We start from the raw sequence: 23,906 nt of genomic DNA, 5'->3' as shown, positions 1-23,906 counted from the left end.
TTAATCAGGATGCTTCCCGGCAATCAGTTTTTTGAGAAAAAAAGAATCTCCCAGATGGTTGTATATGATTTCCGATGTTTTTTGGGTGAAATTGGGAAGCCGTGCATGCGTCGCAACGCCAGTGCTGTACATCATATTCCATAGTGAATATTTCCCCGTATCCTTTAAACATTGCTGATACTGCATTTCGGAGCATAATCCGTTTGGGTTGGGTTCCAGGTCGTCTCCCCACCAGGAGTCGGTTCTGCAAAGAGCGCAATTGGTGGCTTTATGCACGTTTTGCAGGGCTCGGGCGTATTCAGGCGAGGCGTCCAAAAACCTCTTTGCATAGCACAGACGCACCATGAACCTTTTGGTCTTTTGAACCTGGCGAATCCTATCTATCAGCAATTCAACGGATTCCAACTTTTGCGAGGTAGTATGCCTGGCGTCCAGGGAAAATTGGATCGCCCCTCCTAAGAAAGATTGGGTCAGGAGTTCCAAGGCCTCTTTAGATGGAGGGACCACTATGTCCCATGCAATGAAAAGATTGTAGTTTTCACTCAATACGGTTCTGGTGTAGTCCATGGGCATGGTTCCCGTGAACTCATGAAAAATATTCAGGTATTGAATGGAAGGCGCTCTGCTCCATGCCCTGAGGTCATCCCTAATCCTTTCAGGCGAACGAACCACCCAGGACCTGCCAAACACCCTTTTTTGATTTTCAGGGGTCCCGTAACAACAGTGGCAATGCAGGGGACATCCCCGGAAGACCATCAAATGGGGATAAGTAGGGTAAGCCTTCCCATTACAGGTTTTATGCAATCTCAACAAAATTTTTTTTAGAGATGGAAAAAACGAAATGTCGCGATAATCGTTGGCGTCGAAATCTTCCTTGGATAGGGAGTATTGGTTTTCAGACTCCCAATCCTTACATGCAAGATTGGGAACCAAAGATAGGTCCCCGCCCTCTTGATATATTCTGACAAACTCGGCCAAAGGTATTTCCCCGTCCCCTCTAATCAAGTAGTCGATTTTGGAATCCCTTAACAACTGTTTCCTGAACACGGACGCCGAGACGCCGCCTGCAATAATCACCGCCTCTGGATTAATCTTTTTAAATCGGCATGAAAGTTCAATAGCGGACTTCATGGCAGTGAACCAGTGGATATCCATAATAATGACGTCCGCTCGCCGCACCTCATACTTGGTCCACTCGTCATGATAGCGCCCCAAAACAGGCGCATCAATCCTGTTGATTACCGCAGGAAGCGACATAGGCAAGATACAACGCAGCATCATTTTGGAGTCCGGATGAACATAGAGAATCATTAAGTCGCCTTTCCAGGAAAATTCTTTAGGCCGGGAATCGCTACACAATCTAAGGCAATGAAAAATAGCGGTTAGACAATAATTATCGGAATTTGGGTTTTCAATCAAGCCTGTATTGTATTATAGAGGGGAATTGGGTGGAACAATTGCTGAGATTCAACAATCCAAATCATTGGCCAGGGTCCCTGTTTTGAAAATTGCCCTCATTATACCGGAAAGCGGCCGGAAGGATCTTTTGGGCCGATACTCCGACACCATGACGCCTTTTCCCACCATTGGGGTGGCCTATATCGCCGCGGTTTTGGAAAGGGACAAGCATGAGGTGTTGGTCATTGATCAGTTCGCCCAAAAACTGACTGCCCGGCAAACCATTTCATTGTTGCGAGACTTCCGGCCCAGGATGGTGGGAATTTCTTGCCTGACCGCCGCCATGCCTTCGGTGGAAATTTTAAGTTCTCTCATACGCGAAGACCTCCCCCAGGCTGCAATTGTGCTCGGCAATATCCACGCATGGGCCTTTCATGAGTACCTGCTCAACAAAAATATCGGCGATTTCATCGTCCATGGGGAGGGGGAATCGGCCATGGCCAGCCTGGCCCAAGCCTTGGAGTGCGGGGCTTCCCCGGAGGCCGTTCCCGGACTCAGTTTTCCGGATCACGGTCAATGCGTTCAGACAGGACCCGTGGAACAAATTGCGGACCTGGATGATTTACCGTATCCAGCCTGGCACTTATTGCCATACCATCTTTACGAATGACATCCCCTCTTTGGGGTATCGGGGATATCCCTTCCTGTCATTGCATCCAGGGGTTGCCCCTATAGCTGCTTTTTTTGCGCCCAGGCCTCCCCGTTCCAGAACGTGCGCGTCAGGAGCATCGAAAATGTCGTGGATGAGATGGGTTATCTGGTGGACCGCTTTGGGGTGACCATGACGGGACTTGCGGACTGTATGTTTCCGCTTAACAAAAAAATGGGGCTGGATTTTTGCCAGGCCCTCATTGATAAACGATTTCAGGAAAAAGCCTGCTGGATTACGGAAATGCGCGTGGACATGGCGGAACCGGAACTATTGAAAGCCATGAAGGACTCCGGCATTATACAAATAGCCTACGGCGTGGAGTCAGGAAACGAGCAAACGCTTAAAAACATTGGAAAGAAATTCCATTTGGAAGATGCAAGGCGAGCCATTGCATTGACAAAAAAGGCCGGCATTCCCACTTGCGCCTTCTTTATGCTCGGCTTTCCGGGAGAAACGGCGGCATCCTGCCGGGACACCATTCGCTTCGCCAAGGAACTGGACCCGGACTTCGCCAAATTCAACATAGCCGTGCCTTATCCGGGAACCCCGTTCTTTGACTCCTGGTGGGACGGAAAAACGGAAGACCTGGAATACCACAAGTTCAGCGCCTGGTTCTTCCCCAAAAAGGGGGACAGTCTGCTGCATGTGCCGGAAAATATGACCCAAAAGGAGTTGCTTAAGTTGCAGCATCTTGCCATGGCCGTTTTCTGGATCCGGCCATCCAAGATAGTCCATCATCTGAAAAACGGCTCCCTTTCCCCCAAGGTCATGTGGAAAGGGTTTAAAGCCATGATGCTTAGCATGTTTGATTCCTTTTTTCGTTCCTGAAATCTTTCTGCAGTCTCCAGGCGCAGTCATTATTATGAAACCGAAGATCAGCGACAGCAAAATTCTCATTGTATCTCCCCCTCTTTCACGCATCCGCTTCAACCTGAGCGGAATCATGCCCATGCAGCCTTTGGGAATTGCGGCCCTGGCGGCCTACCTGCGGGAAAAAGGGCTGGACGTCGAACTTCTGGACAGCGTGGCGCTCCGGCATACAACCGATCAAACCTTATGGGAGATTCTCAAGCGCAATCCTGGCATCGTCGGCTTTTCCACCACCATATTCAACATCGCCCACACCCACGCCATCATACGGCGTTTAAAGGAAGTTCGCCCGGAAATCAAAACGATCATGGGCGGTTACGGAGTCGTGTTTCCGCCGGAAATGCTGGGAAGCAAATTAGAGGAAATCGACTTTTTCATCAAAGGGGAAGGGGAGGAGGCGTTTTGGCAATTGGTTTGCGCTATCCAAAGCAAAACGGACTTTGAAGAGGTTCCCGGCCTCATCTGGCGGGAAAACGGCCGGGTCAGGCAAAATCCTCCAGGCTCTCCGCTTGACCCCAATTCCCTTCCGTTGCCGGCCCTGGACCTTTTGCCCAGGGCGCCCTACTCCATGCACCCCCCGTTCAATATCAAGCCCCCGCTCTGTTTGGTGGAAACGGCCAGGGGATGCGGTTGGCAGTGCAACTTCTGCAGCCTGTCCAGGGACCTTCGGCAAAAGAGCGTGGAACGGGTCAGGGAGGAAATCGCATGGGCCAAACGGATATTCAAAGCCCGCGAAGTGCATTTTGTAGACCCCACATTCACGGCGGGCCGAAAAAGGCTGTTTGAACTGACAGACATGCTCGGAAAGGACTTTCCCGGCCTGGCCTGGTCCTGCAAGTCCAGGGTGGATCTTTTGGATTATGAAGCCGCCCGACGCATGGCCCTGGCAGGCTGCCATATAGTCTCTTTGGGAATGGAGTCCGGGTCGCAAAAAATGCTGAACGCCATGAATAAAGCCGTCACCGTGGAGCAATCCATACGTGCGGTCCGGGCTTTAAAAAAGGCGGGCGTACGCTCCCTGGTCTACATCATGTTCGGAGCGCCCGGAGAGACGGACCAAACCGTCAGGCAAACCATGAACCTGCTGGAACGCATTCGCCCGGATTACGCCTTGTTCGCCGGGCTCATGCCCGACCCCTTGTCCGCCCTTCTCAGGCGAAAAAGCAGTGAAGGCGTATTGAGCCAGGAAGACGTCTTTAATTATTACTACAATAACAACGCAGCCGGAACCCCCCTGGAAACCGATTCTTTTACGGAAATCCCCATGGAAGATATAAACCGGTGGGTCAAGGACGCCTATATCTCCTTTTATATGAATCCCAGGTACATGGCGTCCAGGCTGTTTGCTTCAAAAAGCCTGCGGGAGATCAAAAACCTCGCCCACGGCGCCATCATGCTGGCCCGAGACGCCGTCTTTCCCCCCGAGGCTTAGCGGAGGCATTGTCGGCATTCGCCTTTTAAAATTTGCTCAAAAGATTCTCTTGAGCGAGAAGGGGCTGGGCCGCATTTTCGTACAGGAACTTAGCCAAGGCCTTATGGCCTTCTGCGGACAGGTGTCCGTCAGATCGTGGAAACGTGGTTATCACCTGATCAATGAATAACACCTTGCAGCAAACAAAAACCGGCTTGAGTTCCGGAACATTTTTCAGGACCTCATAGTCTTTCGGGCGGGAAAACACCAGAAATAGAGGGGGGTGTTCATCCTGGCAAACCCGATGCAGTTTAAGCAGCCCATTTTTTGCTCGGCTGACTTGCTCCAGCGAGTACCGGCGTTCTTTTTCCCTGCTTTCCTTGCAGCGATCAAAATAAAAAATTGTTCGCAGCAACAATTCAGACTTGATTTTTCCAGGCGCCTTTAAAAAGGCGGTGCTTTTCCTGGAAAAAAAATCGTTGGGATTAAACCAATATAAGACGGCGTGACAGGGAATCCTTTTTAGCATGATTGCTGCGTGGCAGCCTACATTCTCCGCATTATAGCCCGGAACCCCCATGTTTACGACATCCAGCCGGTCGTCCATCTGCTCCATCAGGGTTTGAAATGTTTGCTGCTGATTCACGGACCAGCCAAAAACCTCGCTGTCCCCTATTGCAGCGATTCTCAACTTTCCCGGCAGGGAAGCCAAAGGCGCTACTCCGTCCTCTCTTAGGCCTTGCATATTGATATTGTATTGGACCGGTTCCGGCAACGTCTCCTTTAAGCCGGAGAAAACCGCATGGGAATCCGGCTTCAAAGCGTATCCCCTTGGGTCGTCCACGGCCTGGATGTACTCGCTCATCCTGGGCATGGGATCGCAAAGCGCCCTCACAACGATCTCCGCCGCCATAAGAAGCCCCCCTATCCAAACGCCGAACAGGAGCATTTTCATCCACCAGCAATTCAGGAGCGAATTCTTCATACAGAAAGCCCTTTCCAACTATCGGAAGGCGACGGCTCATTTGGAGAACAGCAAGCGCCTTGCATTCTCTTCCAAAAAACTCTTAACAATCACCCCGCCTCCTTTAGCCATGTTCCAGGGGGAAATCCTGCCTGATGCCAGATGCCGCGCAATCAGCCCGGGGCGCACGTAAAACCGGAAAAAGGCCTTTTTATGCAGCCGGACCAGTTCTTCGTCCGAAACGCCTTCCGGCGAGTATACGATTCCCTCTCCATCCCTGGGCTCGTAATTGGCCGAAAACATTTCCCAGGGCGGCAGGTCTCCCGCAGCATAGACGTCGTCAAAAAACTTCGACCCAGGATAAGGCGCGGCCCGGTTGAATTTGGCGAAATCCAGGCCGATGCGTTGGGCGAAGGCTATGGTTTTTTCCATGGTTTGCCGGGTTTCCCCAGGCAGGCCCAGCATGAACAGGCCCAGGGTGGTTACCCTCTCGGCCCTGGCCGCGGCCACCGCTTTTGCGCCAGCCTCCAGGGTGACTCCCTGCTTGATCCGGGAAAGCACCTCTTGGTCCCCGGACTCCAGGCCGAACAAAACCATGGAAAGCCCGGCCTGCTTGAGCATGCGCAGCAAGGGGCGATCCACCAGATCCACGCGGGTTTCCGTAATCCATTGGATTTTTTTATGCAGGCCCCGCTTGGTCATCTCCCGGCAAAAACCCTCAGCGTCCTTTTGCGTCAAAGGAAAAATGGCGTCGCAAAACCAGAATAAATCCACCCCGGTTTCATGATGAACCGCCTCGATTTCGTCCGCCACCTTCACCATGTCTCGCCTGCGCAGGGTCGGGCTCATGACATTTTGAGCGCAAAAATAGCACCTGTAGGGGCATCCGCGAGACGCCAGCACGGGCAGCAGCCTTTTTTTGAACGCAAACAAAGGCGGCGCTATGTATTGATCCAGGTCAAAATGGCGCCAGGCCGGCAAGGGCAAAGAGTCCAGGTCCTGCAGCGGCTCAGGCTCGGGATTGGTCCAAACCCGGCCGTCCTGGATGAAGCTCAGCCCTTGAACCTCCTCCAAATCGCCTTTCCCTTCCAGAAAGGCGTCCAGGCTCTGGACGGTTCGCTCCGCTTCTCCGTGAACCACGTAATCCGCCAGGCCCTGCTCCAGCAATTCCTTGGCGAATAAGGTGGCGTGGATGTTTCCCAAAACAATCTTCACGCCGGGGCAGGCCTTCCGCAAAGCGGGAACCATATTCTTTAAAGCGTCGGCCGTGGGCGTAAGGCATGAAATCCCTATGACCTGAGGCTGATAGTCAACAGCTGTCTTCAATAAAGCACGCCCAGGCGAGGCGAATCCGTCGTATACCGATACCTCGGCGCCGGCCTCTTCCAGGCAGGCGGCCAGATAGGCAAGCCCCATGGGGATAAATGGAACCATGACTTTTTCGAATTTCCCCATAACCGAAAACTCGTCCGGCCTGGGGTTCACCAGCAGCCACTTCATTGGTTTTCCTCAGACAGGAAGCTCGCCGCCTCCTTTTCCTGCAGCAGGCAATCGCACGGGATCAGGCTGACCTCTGCGCCGATTAGTTCTTTGCACGGGTTTTGCTCGCCGTTTAAATAATACCCCTCGCCTCGGCGTTGTTCCATCGTCTTGTTATAGGGGCCGAACAGCCTGGCAATTTCTTGGGGAGTGTAGATCTCCGGCTCCGCCAAAATGTATCCGTTCTTCGGCCTTTGGCGGCACCACGCCTTTAATTTATCCGGGCTGGTGGAGTATACCAGGTCCACGTCGCGGGCGTAGGATTGAATCAGGTTGTTTGTATAAGGCTGCGCCCCTATTCTCACTAATTCATGGGCTGTTGAGGCGCTCTTTCCGGCCATGATCAACACAATGTCAGCCGTCTGGGGGTGACATAAAATCTCGGCTTTGGGCGGCAGATCCTTCAGGGCTTTCATGGCCTGCTGGTCATTATATTCCAGGTAGCCCAGGTCCAGAGAGTAAAAGGAATACAAGGCCAGAACTATTCCGGCGATAGTCGCAACTTCTCTTTTTCGTTGCAATCTCAAATATTCAAACATCCCCGCCCCAAACAAAACCGTACAAATGGGGGCCAGGATCGCGAAGGTCTTTTGCAATTGCCTGCCAGGATCCAGAACCAGGGCGAAGTACTTGTAACAGGCGGCATGAACCAGTAAAAACGCGACGGCGGAAGCCGGGATGAGCAGTTTAAGCTCCAAAGGAAGCGCTTTTTCCGCCTGAGCTCCGGCGGCGAACAAGTATCCCAGAGACGCCAGGGCCGCCGTCCAGCAGGCGGCCAGGAAAAAATCCATTTCCCGGAAGGCGAAAAAACCGCCGGCAAAAGGAATCAGGCAGAGCGCTAAAGCCGCCCCCTGGCTTCGGCCCTGGGCGGGCTTTTTCAAAAAAAAAGCCCCTGCAAGCAGGACGCCCAGAGAGCAACACCCTATCTCTATGGTCAATGCATTGCTGACAGGCTCCCAATGGTTGAACAGGTTGAACTGAAACCACTCCAAAATGGACTGATCGCCCAACCGCCCAATAAGCCTGGGAACGTCCAGATTGGGGGAAAACGCCCCCTGATTTAGGATGTCTTGCATTTCGGCCAAAGACATGGGCCGGTTATCCATCAGACGCGATCCGAAAAGGGATTTGCCCGCCACATAGGCTATGGAGCATAGAAATCCTAATATCAGGACTCCCGCCCGGAAAACGAGTGTTTCTTTCCGCTTCCAGGCCCAGGCTGTTGCGGCGAACAGGCTCAGCCCCAAAACCGGCAAAACCACGGGATATACAAAGGACGTTGCAAGCAATACCAGGGCGATCCCCATGGGAGATCGTTTTCGCAGCGCAATGCACCACAGCCCGATTAAAACCACGTTGCTGCTGCGGACCAGCCCGGCGGTAATAATATGATTGATGCAGTTGAACAGGACTATGGCAAGCGCAGCCCAGGCGCCAAGCGCGGCGCCTAACGGCTTTTTTAAATAAATCACCCAGACCGCATACCCCAAAATCAGCATGAGCATGGCCCAAAATTTGGAAGCGGCTAAAAAGGGGTATTTTGCGCCCAGCATTTGAAAAAAACCGGCGAGCCCGGCGAATATGACCTTCATTCCGACGAGCATGGAGTGGGAGGCCCAGACCTCCGCTCCCGGAGTCTGAACGGGCGTCCCTCCGTTTATATACTGGTGCAGGGGAAAATAGTGAGTCAGATCATCGCAAAAGGCGTAAGGCCTGGCAAGCATTTTCGTCAAAATCGCGCCTGCCAGGATAAGCATCAGGGCATGGGGAATCCAGGCGCCTTTGGATCGAAGATCAATCATGGGCGTTCTCCCCTTTCCCGGCCTCGCCGGACCCTTCGGGAGCCATAGTCCGGGACATAAGCCATTTTGCGCCGGCAAGGTCCATTATCACAGCGGGCGCCCGGTCCATAACGCCAAAGCGGCTGCGGCCTCCGACGCGCTCCCTGTGACGCACGTTTACCTGAACCACGTGCAAACCCTGAAGCTGGGCGAATGGCCCGACAAAACGGTGCCCGCCATGAATAGGCCAGAAGCACAGACGGCGGACGTCCGCCCGGAACACCCTGAGCGTGCATCCGGCATCCCGGATGGTATCCTTTAACACCGCCCGCCGCACTCGATTGGATATTTGGGATGACAAGCGTTTGACCAGCGTGTCTTTCCGATGGTTTCGAATGCCGCAAACCATGTCCGCCCCCGTGGACTCCAGCAGGCTGACCATGGCGGGCAAGTCGGCGGGATCGTTCTGACAATCCGCGTCCATGGCGGCGATCACCTCTCCTTGCGCAGCCATGACCCCCGCGTATAGAGCCGCGCTCATTCCTTGATGCTCCAGGGGCAAACGCCGCACAAAATCCGGGGCCGAATCCAGGATATTCGCCGAGTTATCCGTGCTGCCGTCGTCCGCCACGATCCATTCCACCTTCTCGCACCGCTTTTTTAGAACCGGAATGACGGACTCCATTTCCGGAATCAGACGAGCCAGGGCGGCGCTCTCGTTGAATGCGGGAGAGACTATGGACAACAGCTTGATTTTTTGCAAAAAACCCTCCCAGGTTTAAAAGAATGCGTGCGTCAAGGCCGTGGTGAAAAAGAGGAAAAGGAGCGCCCGGTGCGGCGGGATTCTCCTGTTTTCAAACATATATAAGTATTGTATACAAATCAAGAGGGTGCGGGGCGGGATGCCTTTCTTCCGCTATTTTTCCCATGCAAAAAATATTACGGAGAAACCCGATGGACGGCGCTATGCAATACGTCTCGATACTGGCTGTTTCCTCCGCCGAATCCGTGCGGTTTTGGCTGACGGTGGGCTTTCTGGGCCAGGCCTTGTTCGGAAGCCGGTTTCTGCTCCAATGGATCGTCAGTGAAATCAAAAAAGAAAGCACCGTTCCCATCGCGTTTTGGTTTTTGAGCCTGGCAGGAGGCGTTTTTCTGCTTGCCTATGCGATTCATAAAAAAGACCCGGTGTTTATTGTGGGCCAGGCCGGAGGCTTAATTATCTATTTTCGCAACCTGACTCTCATTTTTAAAAAGCGCGCCGAAGGCGAGACGGGATGAACCCCAGCAACTTAAAAAAAAGCGGAACAGGAACGGAGAATGCCGCCGGAGGCCTGGCGGGCTATGGGCTGATTTTCGTCCTGACCCTGGCTGTGCTTCTCCCGTTGGGGATGTCCACGCCCGAGGGATACCACGCCTTTTACGACGAAGGCTCCGCTGTTTACGCTTCGCACAGGATCGCGCAAGGCGACCATTTATACAAAGACGTGTGGTACTTCAAAGGCCCCCTATCCTATTACGGCCTGGGTTGGATTTTTGCCATTTTCGGAGAATCCCTGGCTGTGGCGCGCATAGTCGGGGCGGCATTGTTGTCCATCCTGATGGTTCTGGTTTTCGCCTGCGCCCGGCGGCTTGCCATGCTGCGGGAGAATCCGAATAAATGGGAGGCGCCCCTGGCTGGATTGACAGCCTGGGGGCTGGCCGCCATGGCGGTCGTCCAGCGCGTAAGCTGGCATAACTCCTGGTGCGTCAGCCTGTTTTGTTTGGCGGCGATGTGCTGTGCCATTCAAGCGGAGCAAACAGGGCGGGGCTCCTGGACGGCGGCTTCCGGTTTTTTGGGAGGGGCTGCGTTTTTAACCAAACAGGTGTTCGGAGTGTGGCTGTTAGTTGGATTGGCGGCCCTTTGGGCCATGGACAAGGCCGGGAAAAACAGCGGGTCCGGCCTGAGCCCATTTATTTGGCTGGGCGGCTGGATCGCTCCTTTGGCGGGATGGATCATATACTCCGCCTTTGCCGGGAGCCTGCCGGATTTTTTCAATCTGGCTATTCTTTATCCATTCAAAGCCCGCGGCGTGGTGCAAGGCCTGGCCCTGGCCCCTCCCCAACCGGATTTTTCCGGCATTGGCCTGGCCTTTTACGGAGCCCCGGTATTGCTTCTTGTCTGTATTCTTTTGTCCTTCGGCAAAGGACGAAAAAACGGCGGCGCCTTGCGCCTATACGCCTTGCTGGCTTTATGCCTTTTCGGCACATTGTTTCCCAGAGCGGATTTAGGGCATTTAAGGCCGCTCATCCCCCTGGCTGCGCCGGGAATCGCCTTATTATTGCCGGAGCTTTTGAGAAAATTCTCTGGCCCTTTTAAAGCAATGCTGGCGGCGGCCTTCACCCTGACCCTGTTCGGCCTGCTTTTGGCCGGGCCGTCCCTCAGACCTGCGCCCCAATCCCCCCTGGATTCTGATATGGCCGGAGGTGTGACAGCCGACCCCGCCGCCGCCCGGGAAATTAACGCCCTGATTGCCGAAATCCAAAGCCGGACCCATCCCGGGGAACCCATCTTCGTCGCCCCGTGGGCGCCTTTGGTTTACTATCTGGCGGAGCGCCCCAACCCGGCCAAGTCCCGGATTATCTGGCCCGGGCAATGGAACCAACCTCCCTATATTGATGAAACCGTGGTTCTTTTAAAAAAATCCGGCGTGAACATCGTTGTCTGGGTGAAGGGGCAGGAAAAAATCAGCGGCCGGAATTTTGAGGATTACGCTCCGATAATGGCCCGCTATCTGGACGAAAACTTTGTCCCGGTGAAGCAGATCGGACGATTCCGCATTTTAAAGAAAGCGCCTGAAACGTTGAATTCCACACCTTAGAAAAAATTCTACTGTTTAAAAACTTACGTTAGTGTTGTATGAAGAACCCATGGGTGGGGGGCCTCCCTGCATAGTTTGTTGTAACATGATCCAATGAAATAAGGCTGTTGCAGCCGCCCCTATTTGACCGCCCACGGCTTGATTTCCCGCGCAAAAAGAGGTGACATGAATATTCCGGTCAATTTTCTCGAAGGAAAATCCCGCATAAAAATACTGTTTGTCAGATCTCCGCGCCACGTGTGGCCTATTGTGAACGAAAGCGACAATTTTCTTCTGCCCCTGGCTTATCCGACCCTGGCCGCCTACCTGCGGGAGCACGTCCCGGACGTGGACATCACCATCCTGGATTGCTGCGTGCGGCAAATGGGATGGAAGTCCCTGGCAAAATACATCCGGGAAGCCCAGCCTGATATTGTGGCCATTGGAGAGAAAACCGTATTCTACCATGAAGGGTTCCGGGCCTTTGAACTGGTGAAAAAGGAAGCGCCCCGGGCCGTGACCATAGCAGGCGGAGTCATGTACACCGCCCTGCCCCAATGGACCCTTGATACCTGCAAGGCCGTGGACTACGTGGTTCTGTACGAAGGCGAAGAGACCCTGCGGGATCTGGTGACCACCCTTCGGGACGGCGGAGAGCCCGCGTCCGTGAAAGGAATCGCCTACCGGGATGAAAACGGAGAGCCGGCCCTCACCCCGGCCCGCCCTCTCATAGAAAATCTGGACGATCTGCCCATGCCCGCCTACGACCTGGCCGGCATGGATTATTACAAGCCCTTCGGCCATTTGTGGCCCAAAGCCATCACCGTGCAACGCAGCCGAGGCTGCATTGCAAACTGCAACTTCTGCTCCTGGCGCATCCAGGAAGGCAGACCCCAACTGGTGGACGGCAAGTACGTCTCCCATCAGGCCTACCGGACCAAAAGCCCCATGCGCATGGCCGACGAAATTGAATGGCTGTACCGGGATTTCGGCGTCCGCTATCTGTTCTGGGTGGACGGCACCTGGAACGCCGATCACGACTGGCTGGTGGAGTTCTGCGAGGAGATCCTGCGGCGAGGCGTCAAACTGGACGGTTGGTGGGCCTTTGTGCGGGCCGACAAACTGGTGGAGCAGGACGCCAAAGGGATCTTGCCTCTTATGGTCAAGGCCGGATTTCGCCACACCCTGTTGGGCGCCGAGCACGACTCCCAGCAAAGCCTGGACTATGTTAACAAGGGGCTGAAGGATTACAACCTGACCCAGGAGGCCTTTAGAATCCTGTCCGAGAAGCACCCCGAGGTGTTTCGCCAGGCCACCTACATCACCGGCCTTCCCGACGACACCGTGGATTCCATCAAAGGCCTGTTAAAGCACGCCCACGCCTGCAACCTGGATTTCGCCGCCTTTCATCCCATCCAGCCCTTTCCCGGCACTCAGTTTTACGACTGGGCCTTGAAGGAAGGCCTGGTTGAAGAAACCAACTTCGAAAAATTCGACATGTTCTACCCCTCCATGCGCACCTATCATTGCTCCCGGGAGGAAGTGGCCGAAGCCACCCAATGGTGCTACAAAAACTTTGTGGCCAAAAAGCCTTTGCAATATTTCAGCCGCATGTTTTCGCCCCATCCCATCCGAAGGGACCTGCACCGGTGGTTCGCCTTCGCCATTATGCGGGTTATTCTGAAGGATCTGAAGGGAACCCTGACCCAAGGCACACGCTTCAAGGGATTCTCCGGCATCGACACCTTGTGGAAGCCCGACTGGTACGACGCTTGAGTTCGGCTTTCCCATACCGGCCTTGGCGCCGTACGGCGTGAATTCTGAATATTCTCCCCAGGAATTCAGATTCAGAAAAGTCACACCTGTCCCGCTGATAATCAGGGGATATCGCCTCTTCCAGGCTGGAATTTCTCCCTGTTTTGCGGCTCGATGCGGGAATCACCCTATTTTCATTGCCAAGCATACCGGGCCTTTGCTACGACTTATCCCAAAGGCCGACTTAATTCCAACCAAAAGGACTGGGGTCAAGTCTACGTTTGACGTTTGAGCGCCAATCTCACGTCTCAAACGTCAAACGTAGACTTGACCCCATTGAAAACACAGGAGGGACAGATGATCGTAAAATTCCTGAGAAATAAAGTCGTGGAAGTGGAGCCGCGGAAAGACGGAACCCTGAGAGTCTCCTGGAGGCTTACGGATGATCTGCTGAAAATGGAAGTCAACCTGGTGGTGCAGCCCCCGGCTTTGGAGATCATCGAAGCGACGGCGGAGCTTGGCAGGTTCGTTCCCAAGGGCCTGGAGGACGCTTCCGAGATTATCGAAGACGTGGAAGGCGTGAACATCGGCGCGGGCCTCAGGAAGATCGTACGCGGCGTATTGGGCGGCCCGGAAGGCCAGTCCCTGTTGTCCGAAGCGGTATTGGAATGCTGCAACGCGGTGATTTTGCACTTCACCCGGCCCGGTCTGGAAATCGGGGAAGCCCTGGAAACCGACGAAGAAAGGCTGGAAGCCGTGCGGGCTATGGTCAAGAGCAGCCCCAGGCTGGTGCGCAGCTGCATTTCGTTCCAGGACGACAGCCCCATCATGAAAGGGCTGGACCTGTAATCCGTCTTGTTTTTTAAAACGCGACTTTCCATGATCATTCAGGGGAGGAATCCATGATATCATTCAATCGCAGCCAAATCATCGGGGCTGAATTCATAGACGACGATACCATCCGGTTCAACGGAAGCCAGACGGACCATATTTACAATATGGAAATCAACATGGACGTCCGCATTTCGGACGGCGAAATCGTAAAGATCGAAGGCGACATGAAGCGCTACACCAATTTTGTGTGCCCCCAGGCCGTGCCCGTCTTGCAGACCGCCGTGGGAATGTCTTTGCGCACCAAGGATTGGGACAAAGCCATCATGAAGGAGATCGGCCGCAAGGGATGCGAACATTTTGCGGAAATCGTCATCGAATGCGGCCGCTGTTTTGAGCAGGCCTTAAGGTCCCGGGATCTTTACCTGGCCTTGTGCACCGATCCCGGCCTGGACCAGGAGGCGTTCCTGGAAAACTGGCAGCCCGCATAAGCAATGGGGTCAAATCTACGTTTGACGTTTGAGGAAGTTGGCGGCTCCCGTTTGCATTCCCACGCGACAGCCCATATCGCAAAAAAACTGCTGCGATACTGGCTGACAGCATGGGAACGAGAGGGACGGCCAGTTGGGCCTGTGAACATTCAAGAAAAAGGAGCGAACGGTGATAATCGACTTACACGTCCATACATGGCCCAAGTCTCAATGCAGTCAGATCGAACCGGCTGAACTGGTGTTGAAAGCCAAGGAGATCGGCCTGGACGGCTTTTGCCTGACCGAGCACCAAGCGCTTTGGGACCTGGAGGACGTCAAGGCGCTTGCCGCAGGCCATGGCGTAAAAATTTTCCGGGGAAACGAAATCACCACGGCCCAGGGCGACATTCTGGTTTTCGGCCTGGAAAAAGACGTCCAGGGCGTGGTCACGGCCCGGGCCTTATGGAAGGACGTGGAAGAGGCCGGGGCTTTCGCCATCGCCGCTCATCCGTTCCGGGGCTTCAAGACCTTCGGCGTGGGCCAGTTGGAAATGAACCTGGACCAGGCCGCGGCCAAAAAGGTGTTCAAGTACGTCCACGCCATTGAGGTCCGTAACGGCAAGGTGTCGGATAACGACAACGCCCTGGCCGCACAGGTGGCGGATAAACTGGGCAAGCCCGGAACAGGAGGCAGCGACGCCCATTTGATCCAGGATCTGGGCGTTCACGTGACCATTTTTGAACAGGACATCAAGGACGACGCCCAACTCCTGGCTGAGCTTCACGCAGGCCGGTTCACAGCCGGCGCTTTGCCATGATATTATAGAGTTCAGGTCTTTGGTTGACTTTTGGAACCTGTCAACGGTCAAACAAAGACCCCGTCACGTCATCTCCAGGGGGAATCATGCCTGACAACAGCAACGACAGCAAACTGAATCATTCGGATAAATTTAACAGTTTCTGCTACCATTTTAATGAAGAGGAGCGCACTGTTGTTCTTTTGCACAAAGTTATCCTGTACCTGGTGCGTGCATTGGCTGTGCTCATGACTTTGGTGATCCTTTGGAGTGTTCTGGATGTCGTCTGGATACTCTTTAATAATATTATCACGCCGCCTTACGGCATTCTCAAGCTGGATGACATCCTGAACACCTTTGGCGGTTTTCTCGCCGTCTTGATCGCCATAGAAATCTTCATGAACATCATCTTGTATCTCAGGGAGGAGGTAATACACGTTAAACTGGTGGTCGCCACGGCGCTCATGGCCGCCGCCCGCAAGGTGATTGTTTTTGATTATGGAAATTTGGAGGCGGCTTATGTATGGGCTACAGGCGTGGTTATCGTCGCCCTCAGCATCAGTTTTTTTCTGGTTTCCAAAACGGAAAAAAAGGACTGACATTGTCAAGCCGCAACCCGGATTTTGAGGGACGATGCTGATTGCAGCTTTCTTCACCGGCGGCTTTTTCCGATCTTGCAGAAATCATTTCATGTCCCTGAAATCCACCGGCGGCAGCCCCGTACGGGGATGGCGATCCTTTTTGGTTAATGCATTGAATAGGTTGTTGTGCGGGTGAAACCGCATTAAGATATCCCACTAATTTTGTTGGGTTTAGCGGGGCTCTACCCGATCTTGTATGTCACGGATGCTGGGCCGTAGGCCGGGTTGCGAAGTCCGGCTTTGCCCTTCACATGGGCAAGAGCTCTGGTGGACTTCAAACCCGCTTTTTTTATGATCCAATGACGGCTTTGATTTTTTGGGACAGGGCCTCCACGGTGAAGGGTTTTTGGATGAATGCTTCGCAGCCTCGGGCCATGATTTCCGCGGCCTGGCCGTCCAGGCTGTATCCGCTGGAAAGAAGCACCTTAATTTTGGGGTTGATCTCCCGGATGACGTCAAAGACCTCGCCGCCGTGGAGGTCGGGCATGATGAGGTCCAGGATCACCAAATCGATCTTCCCTTGCATGGCCTTGACGATTTCAATGGCCTTTCGCCCCCGGTTGGCGACCAGGGCCGTGTATCCCAAAATCTTCAAGATCTCCTGGCCGGCCCGCAGGACCACCTCTTCGTCGTCCACTAAAAGCACGGTTCCAACGCCGTACTCCACGCCCTCCGCCTCCGGGGACGCTTCCTGGACGCTGCTTTCCGATGCCGGCAGGTAGATATTGAAGGTGGAGCCTTTGCCCGGCTTGCTGACCACGTTGATGACGCCTCCGTGGTTTTTCATGATGCCGTAGGCTGACGACAGGCCGAGTCCGGTGCCCCTGCCAATGTCTTTGGTGGTGAAAAAGGGGTCGAACACCTTTTGCTGGGTGGCCAGATCCATGCCGATGCCCGTGTCCGTCACCGAAGTTTTGACGAAGCGCCCTTTTTTCAGGCCGTGCGGCGCCACAAAGGTTTCATCCAGGTGCACGTTCCGGGTGGACACCTTTAGATTGCCGCCCTTCGGCATGGCCTGCCCGGCGTTGACGTACAGGTTAAGCAGCACCTGTTCGATCTGCCCCTGATCCACGTCCACGGGACATACGTCGCCGAGAGCTTTGGAAATCCTTATGCCTTTGCGGGTTCTGCCGAAAATTTCCAGGGTTTTGGCAATCAGTTGATTGATGTCCGTGGTGGTGACTTCGTACTTGCCGCCCCGGGCGAAGCCCAACAGCTGGCGAGTCAGGCCGGTGGCGTCCTTGATAAAGCCTTCCAGTTTTTTGAGGCGTTCGTAGGTGGGATGGTCCTTGCCAAGCTCCAACAGAATAAGGCTTACATTGCCCTGAAGCCCCATGAGGAGGTTGTTGAAGTCGTGCGCCACCCCGCCGGCCAGGGTGCCCATGGCCTCCATTTTCTGGGCCTGGAGGAGTTTGAGCTCCAAATCCCTTTTTTCCTCCTCGGCCGCATTGCGTTCGCTGATGTCGCGGACCACGCCCCGGAAGCCCGTGTTTCCGCCGTCCATGTCGCGAATCAGGGAAACGGAGATGTTTAACAAGGCCCGGGTTCCGTCCTTTTTAACCAGTTGATAATCGGCCGACTTGAAGGGTTTGCCTGTTTTAAACACTTTACTGAATACCTGGAAAACCTTGCCGGCGGTTTCCTTATCGGCCAATTTTCGATAATTCAGGTTTTGCAGTTCGTCAGGCGTGCAGTCAAGAATCCTGGCCATGGCGGCATTGAAAAAGGTAAAGTTCCCCTTCAGATCCACCTCGTAATACCCGTCCTCTATGTTTTCCAGGATGGTGCGGTATTTGTTTTCCGAGTCATTGAGCGCCTTTTCCGAGGTTCTTCGACGGGCGATTTCCTCTTTGAGGTCCCGGTTGATTTCCTCCAAATCCCTGGTGCGTTCGGCCACCCTCTGCTCCAGTTGGGCGTGGGCCTCCCGCAATTGCTTTTCCGCGCGCCTTTGGGCGGAGATGTCGCGGAACACGCCTTCCACGCCCTGGATCACGCCGTTCTCGTCGGTGTAATACTGGGAATTGGTGCTCACCCAAACGGTGGTCCCGTCTTTGCGCTGCAAAAGCACCTCATAATCGGAAACCTTGCCGGAACTGCGCATGGTTTCCAAAAGCCTCTCCCTATCCTCCGGTCTGGCGTAAAAGGTGCGGGCCACATTCTTGCCTATCACCTCATCCAAGGCATAATCCAGCAATTTGGCGGTGGCGGGGCTTGTCCATATCAAATTCCCATGGATATCGGTCTGATAGAAGCAATCCTGAGTGTTTTCCAGGATATTGCGGAATTTCTCCTCCCCTTCCTGCCTGGCCTTTTCCAAACGCTTCCGGTAGGTGATGTCTTGAACCACCGCCAGAATACGCCAGGGCTTGCCGTTTTTCAGAATCAGCCTTTGCGCCAACTGGCACCAGAGCTTTTTTCCCGATTTGGTATAAAAAGCGTATTCGGAATGCTCGGAAATGTTTTCGCCTTTCAGACTTCGCGCCACCCGGTTTTTCATCAGGTCCATGCATTCGGGCGCAAGAAAGTCCTTGGGCGCCATGGAGGCTGCTTCGTGGACCTCATACCCGGAAAGATCCCTCAAGGCGCGGTTTAGGCCCACCACTCTTTTGGTTTCCAGGTCAAAATCCAGGATGCCGATGGGCAATTCTTCAATAAACGCAGAAAGCTGCTCCAGACCTTCCTGGCTTCTCAGGACGCGCTTTTCCAAAAGACGGAACTTATCCAAAATATCTTTTGGGGTTATGCGGCGATCGTTATTCATTTCCGGTTGGCTTTGAGAAGAAAACAAGCTCCGATCCTCTTTAATGCATGAAACTGAGTCATGATGCGAGGGTTGGGACCAATGATAACGGCATCGTATTTAAACTATGGAAACAGCCTTTCCCGTAAAACACGGCGGGAAAGAAACTACCTGCTCTGCCTTCTGACAAGGGTGACCGAGTTGACCTTGCGGATACTTGCCATTACCACATCCAGGCGATCCTTTCCAGCCACCTGGACAATCAGGTACACATTGGCCTGCTGATCCTCCCCCAAACGGGTGTTGATGGATGTAATGTTGGCGTCGCATTGGCTGACTGCGGCGGTGATGTCCGCCAGCAGCCCCACCCGGTCGTTGGCTCTCACATACAGCCTGACCGGATAGGTCTGGGTCACGTCTTCGGCCCATTCCACGTCAATGGCCCTTTCCGGGTCCATTTGCATGGCGTTGACGCACCCTTTCAAATGCACGGTCACCCCATGTCCCCGGGTGATATAGCCCACGACGGGATCTCCCGGCAGGGGGTTGCAGCACTTGCCGAAACGGATGAGCATGTCATCCATGCCTTTAACCAGGATTCCCGTGGCATCTTTCTTTTTCCTGGGGGGAGGGGGAGCGTGAGTCGGGAGTTTGCTTTCTTCGTCGGAATCCGGTTGAGGGGCCCATTTCTTGAGGATTTGCAGCGGGGTCAGCTTGCCGTAGCCCACGGCCGCCAGCATGCTGTCTGCATCCTTGTATCCGAAATCCTTGTATATTTTCTCCACTTCCGGGCTGTTCAGCATGGTGGATAAAGCCATGCGGTTGCGCCGAAAGGTTTTTTCGCACATTTCCCTGCCAAGGGCCAGGCTTCTTTCCCGCTCTTCGGTTTTAATCCATTGGCGGATGCGGGTCCTGGCCTTCACCGTCTTGACGTGCAGCAGCCAGTCCTTGCTGGGATGCCCTTTCTTCTGGGTCCGAATCTCCACGCTGTCTCCGGTCTTCAACTCCGTGCGCAACGGAACCATGCGGCCGTTCACCTTGGCGCCGGTGCAATGGTTTCCGACCTCCGAGTGAATGGCGTAGGCGAAATCCAAGGGAGTGGCGCCCCGGGGCAGGGCTTTGACGTCGCCGGCCGGGGTGAACACGTACACTTCGTCCGGAAACAACTCGATGCGGACGTTTTCCAGAAACTCCTGGGGATCTTTTACATTTTTCTGATGCTCCACAATATCCTGAATCCAGGCGAAGGCCTGACGGGTTTTCTCATCCGCCTGCTTGCCTTCCTTATAGCTCCAGTGCGCGGCAATGCCCGACTTGGCCACGGCGTCCATTTCCTGGGTGCGAATCTGGATTTCCATGCGCTCCCCAAAGGGGCCGATCACCGTGGTGTGCAGGGATTGGTACATGTTGGGCTTGGGATTGCCGATATAGTCCTTGAATTTTTTGGCGATGGGCTTCCAGATGTTGTGCACCAGGCCCAAGGCTTCGTAGCATTGGGGGATGGTGTCCAGAATCACGCGGAAGGCGATGATGTCATAGACTTCTTCAAACTCCAGGTTTTGCTGAAGCATCTTATTGTAAATGCTGTAGAAGCTCTTATAACGGCCTAAAATCTGGCCTTTCAGGCCCGCTTCCCCCAATTTGTCGTGCAGGATGCCCTTGACCTTTTCCACGTAGGCGTCGCGTTCGTGCTTCTTTTGATTCTGAAGATTTTCGATCTCCCGGTACTGCTCGGGATATAAATACATGGAGGAGCGGTCCTCCAACTCCTGCTTGATCCAGTAGATGCCCAAACGTCCGGCGATGGGCGCGTAGATGTCCAGGGTTTCCTGGGCGATGCGGACCTGCTTGTTCTCCTTTTGAAACTGCAAGGTGCGCATGTTGTGCACCCTGTCAGCCAGTTTGATTAAAACCACACGGATGTCGTCGGCCATGGCCAGGATCATCTTGCGGATGCTTTCCGCCTGCCTCTCCTGGCTGCTGCGAAAGCTGAGCTTGGACAGTTTGGTCACGCCTTTGACGATGTGGGCCATGTCAGCGCCGAACATGGAATCAATCTGCTCCGGGGTGGCGTGGGTGTCCTCCACCACGTCATGAAGCAGGCCGGCCCCAATGCTGGTGACGTCCAGGTGCATGTCCGCCAGAATTCCCGCCACTTCCAATGGATGGGAAAGATAAGGCTCCCCGGACAGGCGCACCTGCCCGTCGTGAACCCGGGCGGAAAAAATGTAGGCCCGTTCTATGAGGTCAAAATCCGCATCCGGATTATAATCCATGACCTTGTCAATTATGTCCTGAATTCGAATCATAACGCCGTCATTATAAAAATTTGGCTATAACCCCATTTCACATAAAACGCGTGCATAATGGGCGCCTCAAAAACCAATATTGATGGGTTTCGCAAGTTCAACCCAGGTTAGGGGAGTTAGGGGGTCAAGTCTACGTTTGACGTTTGAGCCCGTGCTTTAAGTCTCAAACGTCAAACGTAGACTTGACCCCATTGTTTTTTTAATAGGACTTGGCGAAGACAACGCGCTTTTTGCTGGGCTTGCCGCAGCAAATGCATTCGCCCGCCTCTTCCTCCGCATCAAAGGGAATCAGGCGGATGGTCACTGCCAGGTCCTGCTTGATTTTCTCTTCGCATTCCATCCCGCCGCACCAGTGGGATAAGGCGAAGCCGCCGTGCATTTCCGGCTTTTCGGCGTTCTTGGGCGTGAAGTACTTATAAAAAGCGTCTTTGCCGTCCACTTTTTCGGTGAACTCGGCTCTGTGGTCCAGGGCTTTTTGGAAGAGCTTTTGAGTCATATCGTCCAGCATGTCCACTGTCTTGGCGACGAAATCGTTCCGGTCCATGGACTCTTTTTTGTGACCCGGCGTGTCGCGCCTGCCCATGAAGACAGCGTTCTTTTCCATGTCCCGGGGGCCGATTTCCACCCGGATGGGCACGCCTTTTTTGATCCAGTCCCAGGCGCGGCCGGGTTTGTCCTTGTCGTCGATTTCCACGGACAGCTTCTCGCCGTGAAAATCCAGGGCGCGGAGTTCGTCCGCCAGGGAATTGGTGTAATCCATGACCGCCTGCCGGGTTTCCTCTTTTTTGATGATGGGCATCAACACCACCTGGGCCGGTGCGATACGCGGAGGCAGAACCAAACCATCGTCGTCGGAATGAACCATGATCAAGCCGCCCATGAGCCTGGTGGAGGCGCCCCAACTGGTGGTCCAGGCGTATTCCTCCTTGCCTTCGGCGGACTGAAACTTGATTTCCGACGCTATGGCGAAGTTCTGGCCCAAAAAGTGGGAGGTGCCCGCCTGAAGAGCCTTGCGGTCCTGCATCATGGCTTCGATGCACAGGGTGTCCACAGCCCCGGGGAAGCGTTCTGCCGGGCTTTTGGCGCCCCTGAGCACGGGCATGGCCAGGAACTCCTCCACAAAATCGGCGTAGACGTTCAACATCATTTCCGTGCGCTCGTAGGCTTCCTCGGAGGTGGCGTGCACCGTATGGCCTTCCTGCCACAGAAATTCCGCAGTGCGCAAAAACACCCGGGGCCGCATTTCCCACCGCACCACGTTGGCCCACTGGTTAAGCAGGATGGGGAGATCCCGGTAGGATGACACCCAGCGGGAAAAGGAATCGCCGATAATGGTTTCGGAGGTGGGGCGCACAATCAAGGGTTCGGTCAGCTCCCCCGCGGGAACCAGGTTTCCGTCCGGGCCTTTTTCCAGACGATGATGAGTGACTACGGCGCATTCCGTGGCGAAACCTTCCACGTGCTTGGCTTCCTTTTGGAGAAACCGCAAGGGGATGAACAAGGGAAAATAAGCGTTTTTCACCCCGGTTTCCTTAAACATGCGGTCCAGGTTGGCGACAATCTTCTCCCAGACTGCATAGCCCCAGGGTTTGATGACCATGCACCCCCGGACGGGCGAGTTTTCCGCCAGATCCGAAGCCTTGACCACTTGTTGATACCACTCAGGATAATCTTCCTCCCGCGTCGGCGTAATCGCCGTTTTCATTTGCTTTCCCATTTATTCATCCTTTCCTATTTCTTCCAGAAGGGCTTCCACCAATTCGGCTTCCTTGACCTTCCTGATTACTTGTCCGCGCCGGAATACAATGCCCACGCCCCGGCCGCCGGCTATGCCCACGTCCGCTTCCCGGGCTTCTCCAGGACCGTTCACCACGCACCCCATAATGGCGATTTTCATGGGCTTGGTCATATTCTGCAGGCGTTTTTCCACCTGATCCACGATGGCTAACACGTCGATTTCCGTCCTGCCGCAGGTAGGGCATGATATGATCTCCGGCCCCCGCTCCCGTATTTTCAGGCTGCGAAGAATTTCGTAGGCCACCCGAACCTCCGTGACCGGATCGCCGGTCAGGGACACCCGGATGGTGTCGCCGATGCCGTCAAACAAGAGCAGGCCGATGCCCAGGGAGCTTTTCACCGTACCGGCGTACCGCGCGCCCGCCTCGGTGATGCCCAAATGCAGGGGCAGGTCGGTCTTTTCCGACAAGGCCCGGTAAGCCTCGATGGTCTTGAAAACGTCCGAGGCTTTGATGGAAACCTTGATGTCGTGGAAATCCCAGGAACGCACCATGTCGATATGGTTCACGGCGCTTTCCACCATGGCTTCGGCCGTGGGCGCTCCGTATTTTTTCAGCAGATCCTTTTCCAAGGATCCCGCGTTCACCCCAATACGGATGACCATGCCGTGGTCCTTGGCCGCCTGCACCACTTGCCGGACCTTATCCTCGCTGCCGATGTTTCCTGGGTTGATCCGCAGGCCGTCCGCGCCCTTTTCCGCACTGGCGATGGCCAGTTTGTGGTCAAAATGGATGTCCGCGATCAAGGGAATGGAGATTTTCTCCTTGATGGATCGGACGGCCCGGGCGGCCTCCATGTCCGGAACCGCGCACCGGATGATCTCGCATCCGGCGGCCTCCAGCCTCTTGATCTGGGCGACAGTCGCTTCCACGTCCTGGGTGAAGGTATTGGTCATGGACTGCACGGACACCATGGCGCCGCCGCCCACCGGAACATCTCCCACCCGGATGGGCCGGGTTGTTTTTCTATTAATTTGAAGGGGCATATCAACCTTTGCTACCAAAATGTAAGGCCAACAATTGTTCATTCTGAGTATAGCACGTTTTAGCGCCTTA

19 protein-coding genes are annotated in these 23,906 nt (G+C 54.4%); 10 read left to right on the top strand and 9 right to left on the bottom strand.

From position 1 onward, the window contains the following. A complete protein-coding gene (locus BUE18_RS00305) occupies positions 1–1,311 on the bottom strand; it encodes a B12-binding domain-containing radical SAM protein (protein ID WP_073471774.1) in 1,311 nt (436 codons plus the stop codon). A gap of 190 nt (positions 1,312–1,501) precedes the next feature. Between BUE18_RS00305 and BUE18_RS00300 the strand changes: the two genes are divergently transcribed. From BUE18_RS00300 to BUE18_RS00290, 3 genes are read left to right on the top strand one after another with little or no spacing between them, the layout of a single operon-like run. Then, complete coding sequence (locus BUE18_RS00300) at positions 1,502–2,068, top strand: B12-binding domain-containing radical SAM protein (protein WP_139264562.1); 567 nt, start codon at positions 1,502–1,504, stop codon at positions 2,066–2,068. 24 nt (positions 2,069–2,092) lie between these two features. After that, positions 2,093–2,938, top strand: coding sequence for a radical SAM protein (locus BUE18_RS00295; RefSeq protein ID WP_083610668.1), 846 nt, complete (start codon positions 2,093–2,095; stop codon positions 2,936–2,938). A 34-nt stretch (positions 2,939–2,972) separates the two neighbouring features. Continuing rightward, entirely contained in the window at positions 2,973–4,412 is a 1,440-nt protein-coding gene (locus BUE18_RS00290; protein WP_139264561.1) for a B12-binding domain-containing radical SAM protein, read from the top strand. Positions 4,413–4,437: 25 nt separating this feature from the next. Here BUE18_RS00290 and BUE18_RS00285 read toward each other — a convergent pair whose 3' ends face one another. Genes BUE18_RS00285 through BUE18_RS00270 form a run of 4 tightly spaced genes read right to left on the bottom strand, consistent with a single transcriptional unit; the run spans position 4,438 to position 9,438 of the window. Then, entirely contained in the window at positions 4,438–5,376 is a 939-nt protein-coding gene (locus BUE18_RS00285) for an SGNH/GDSL hydrolase family protein (protein WP_139264560.1), read from the bottom strand. A gap of 36 nt (positions 5,377–5,412) precedes the next feature. Further along, complete coding sequence (locus BUE18_RS00280; protein ID WP_073471765.1) at positions 5,413–6,855, bottom strand: B12-binding domain-containing radical SAM protein; 1,443 nt, start codon at positions 6,853–6,855, stop codon at positions 5,413–5,415. Beyond that, positions 6,852–8,696, bottom strand: a complete 1,845-nt coding sequence (locus BUE18_RS00275) for a hypothetical protein (RefSeq protein ID WP_073471763.1) — start codon at positions 8,694–8,696, stop codon at positions 6,852–6,854. Before BUE18_RS00275 ends, BUE18_RS00280 begins: the two co-directional genes overlap by 4 nt. Further along, on the bottom strand, positions 8,689–9,438 hold the full coding sequence (locus BUE18_RS00270; protein WP_073471761.1) for a glycosyltransferase family 2 protein: 750 nt from the start codon (positions 9,436–9,438) through the stop codon (positions 8,689–8,691). Before BUE18_RS00270 ends, BUE18_RS00275 begins: the two co-directional genes overlap by 8 nt. 191 nt (positions 9,439–9,629) lie before the next feature. Between BUE18_RS00270 and BUE18_RS00265 the strand changes: the two genes are divergently transcribed. The 7 genes from BUE18_RS00265 to BUE18_RS00235 all read left to right on the top strand — a co-directional run bounded on the left by BUE18_RS00265 (position 9,630) and on the right by BUE18_RS00235 (position 15,963). Further along, a complete protein-coding gene (locus BUE18_RS00265) occupies positions 9,630–9,953 on the top strand; it encodes a lipid-A-disaccharide synthase N-terminal domain-containing protein (RefSeq protein ID WP_083610667.1) in 324 nt (107 codons plus the stop codon). Further along, positions 9,950–11,533, top strand: a complete 1,584-nt coding sequence (locus tag BUE18_RS00260) for an ArnT family glycosyltransferase (protein WP_073471759.1) — start codon at positions 9,950–9,952, stop codon at positions 11,531–11,533. Before BUE18_RS00265 ends, BUE18_RS00260 begins: the two co-directional genes overlap by 4 nt. Before the next feature lie 165 nt (positions 11,534–11,698). Next, positions 11,699–13,288 (top strand): B12-binding domain-containing radical SAM protein, encoded by a 1,590-nt coding sequence (locus BUE18_RS00255; RefSeq protein ID WP_073471758.1) that lies wholly within the window; start codon positions 11,699–11,701, stop codon positions 13,286–13,288. A 336-nt stretch (positions 13,289–13,624) separates the two neighbouring features. After that, a complete protein-coding gene (locus BUE18_RS00250) occupies positions 13,625–14,116 on the top strand; it encodes a DUF2889 domain-containing protein (RefSeq protein ID WP_073471756.1) in 492 nt (163 codons plus the stop codon). Positions 14,117–14,169: 53 nt separating this feature from the next. Beyond that, a complete protein-coding gene (locus BUE18_RS00245; protein WP_073471754.1) occupies positions 14,170–14,589 on the top strand; it encodes a DUF2889 domain-containing protein in 420 nt (139 codons plus the stop codon). A gap of 169 nt (positions 14,590–14,758) precedes the next feature. Then, positions 14,759–15,385 (top strand): PHP-associated domain-containing protein, encoded by a 627-nt coding sequence (locus tag BUE18_RS00240; RefSeq protein WP_073471752.1) that lies wholly within the window; start codon positions 14,759–14,761, stop codon positions 15,383–15,385. Between the two features lie 86 nt (positions 15,386–15,471). Further along, a complete protein-coding gene (locus tag BUE18_RS00235; protein WP_139264559.1) occupies positions 15,472–15,963 on the top strand; it encodes a phosphate-starvation-inducible PsiE family protein in 492 nt (163 codons plus the stop codon). A gap of 331 nt (positions 15,964–16,294) precedes the next feature. On the opposite strand, the gene BUE18_RS00230 is transcribed toward BUE18_RS00235, so the two are convergent. The 4 genes from BUE18_RS00230 to ispG all read right to left on the bottom strand — a co-directional run bounded on the left by BUE18_RS00230 (position 16,295) and on the right by ispG (position 23,836). Beyond that, positions 16,295–18,730: a hybrid sensor histidine kinase/response regulator gene (locus BUE18_RS00230; protein WP_211482765.1), complete on the bottom strand. Its 2,436-nt coding sequence runs from the start codon at positions 18,728–18,730 to the stop codon at positions 16,295–16,297. Between the two features lie 182 nt (positions 18,731–18,912). After that, positions 18,913–21,054, bottom strand: coding sequence for a RelA/SpoT family protein (locus BUE18_RS00225; RefSeq protein WP_073471748.1), 2,142 nt, complete (start codon positions 21,052–21,054; stop codon positions 18,913–18,915). A 199-nt stretch (positions 21,055–21,253) separates the two neighbouring features. Continuing rightward, on the bottom strand, positions 21,254–22,771 hold the full coding sequence (proS, locus tag BUE18_RS00220; protein WP_073471747.1) for a proline--tRNA ligase: 1,518 nt from the start codon (positions 22,769–22,771) through the stop codon (positions 21,254–21,256). Continuing rightward, the gene (ispG, locus tag BUE18_RS00215; protein WP_073472313.1) at positions 22,772–23,836 is read right to left on the bottom strand and encodes a flavodoxin-dependent (E)-4-hydroxy-3-methylbut-2-enyl-diphosphate synthase; all 1,065 of its coding nucleotides are present in this window, start codon (positions 23,834–23,836) and stop codon (positions 22,772–22,774) included. Between the last annotated feature and the right edge of the window lie 70 nt (positions 23,837–23,906).

The organism is Desulfatibacillum alkenivorans DSM 16219 (genome assembly GCF_900142135.1).
Lineage (GTDB): Bacteria > Desulfobacterota > Desulfobacteria > Desulfobacterales > Desulfatibacillaceae > Desulfatibacillum > Desulfatibacillum alkenivorans.
This window is presented reverse-complemented; position numbering and strand designations above follow the sequence as displayed.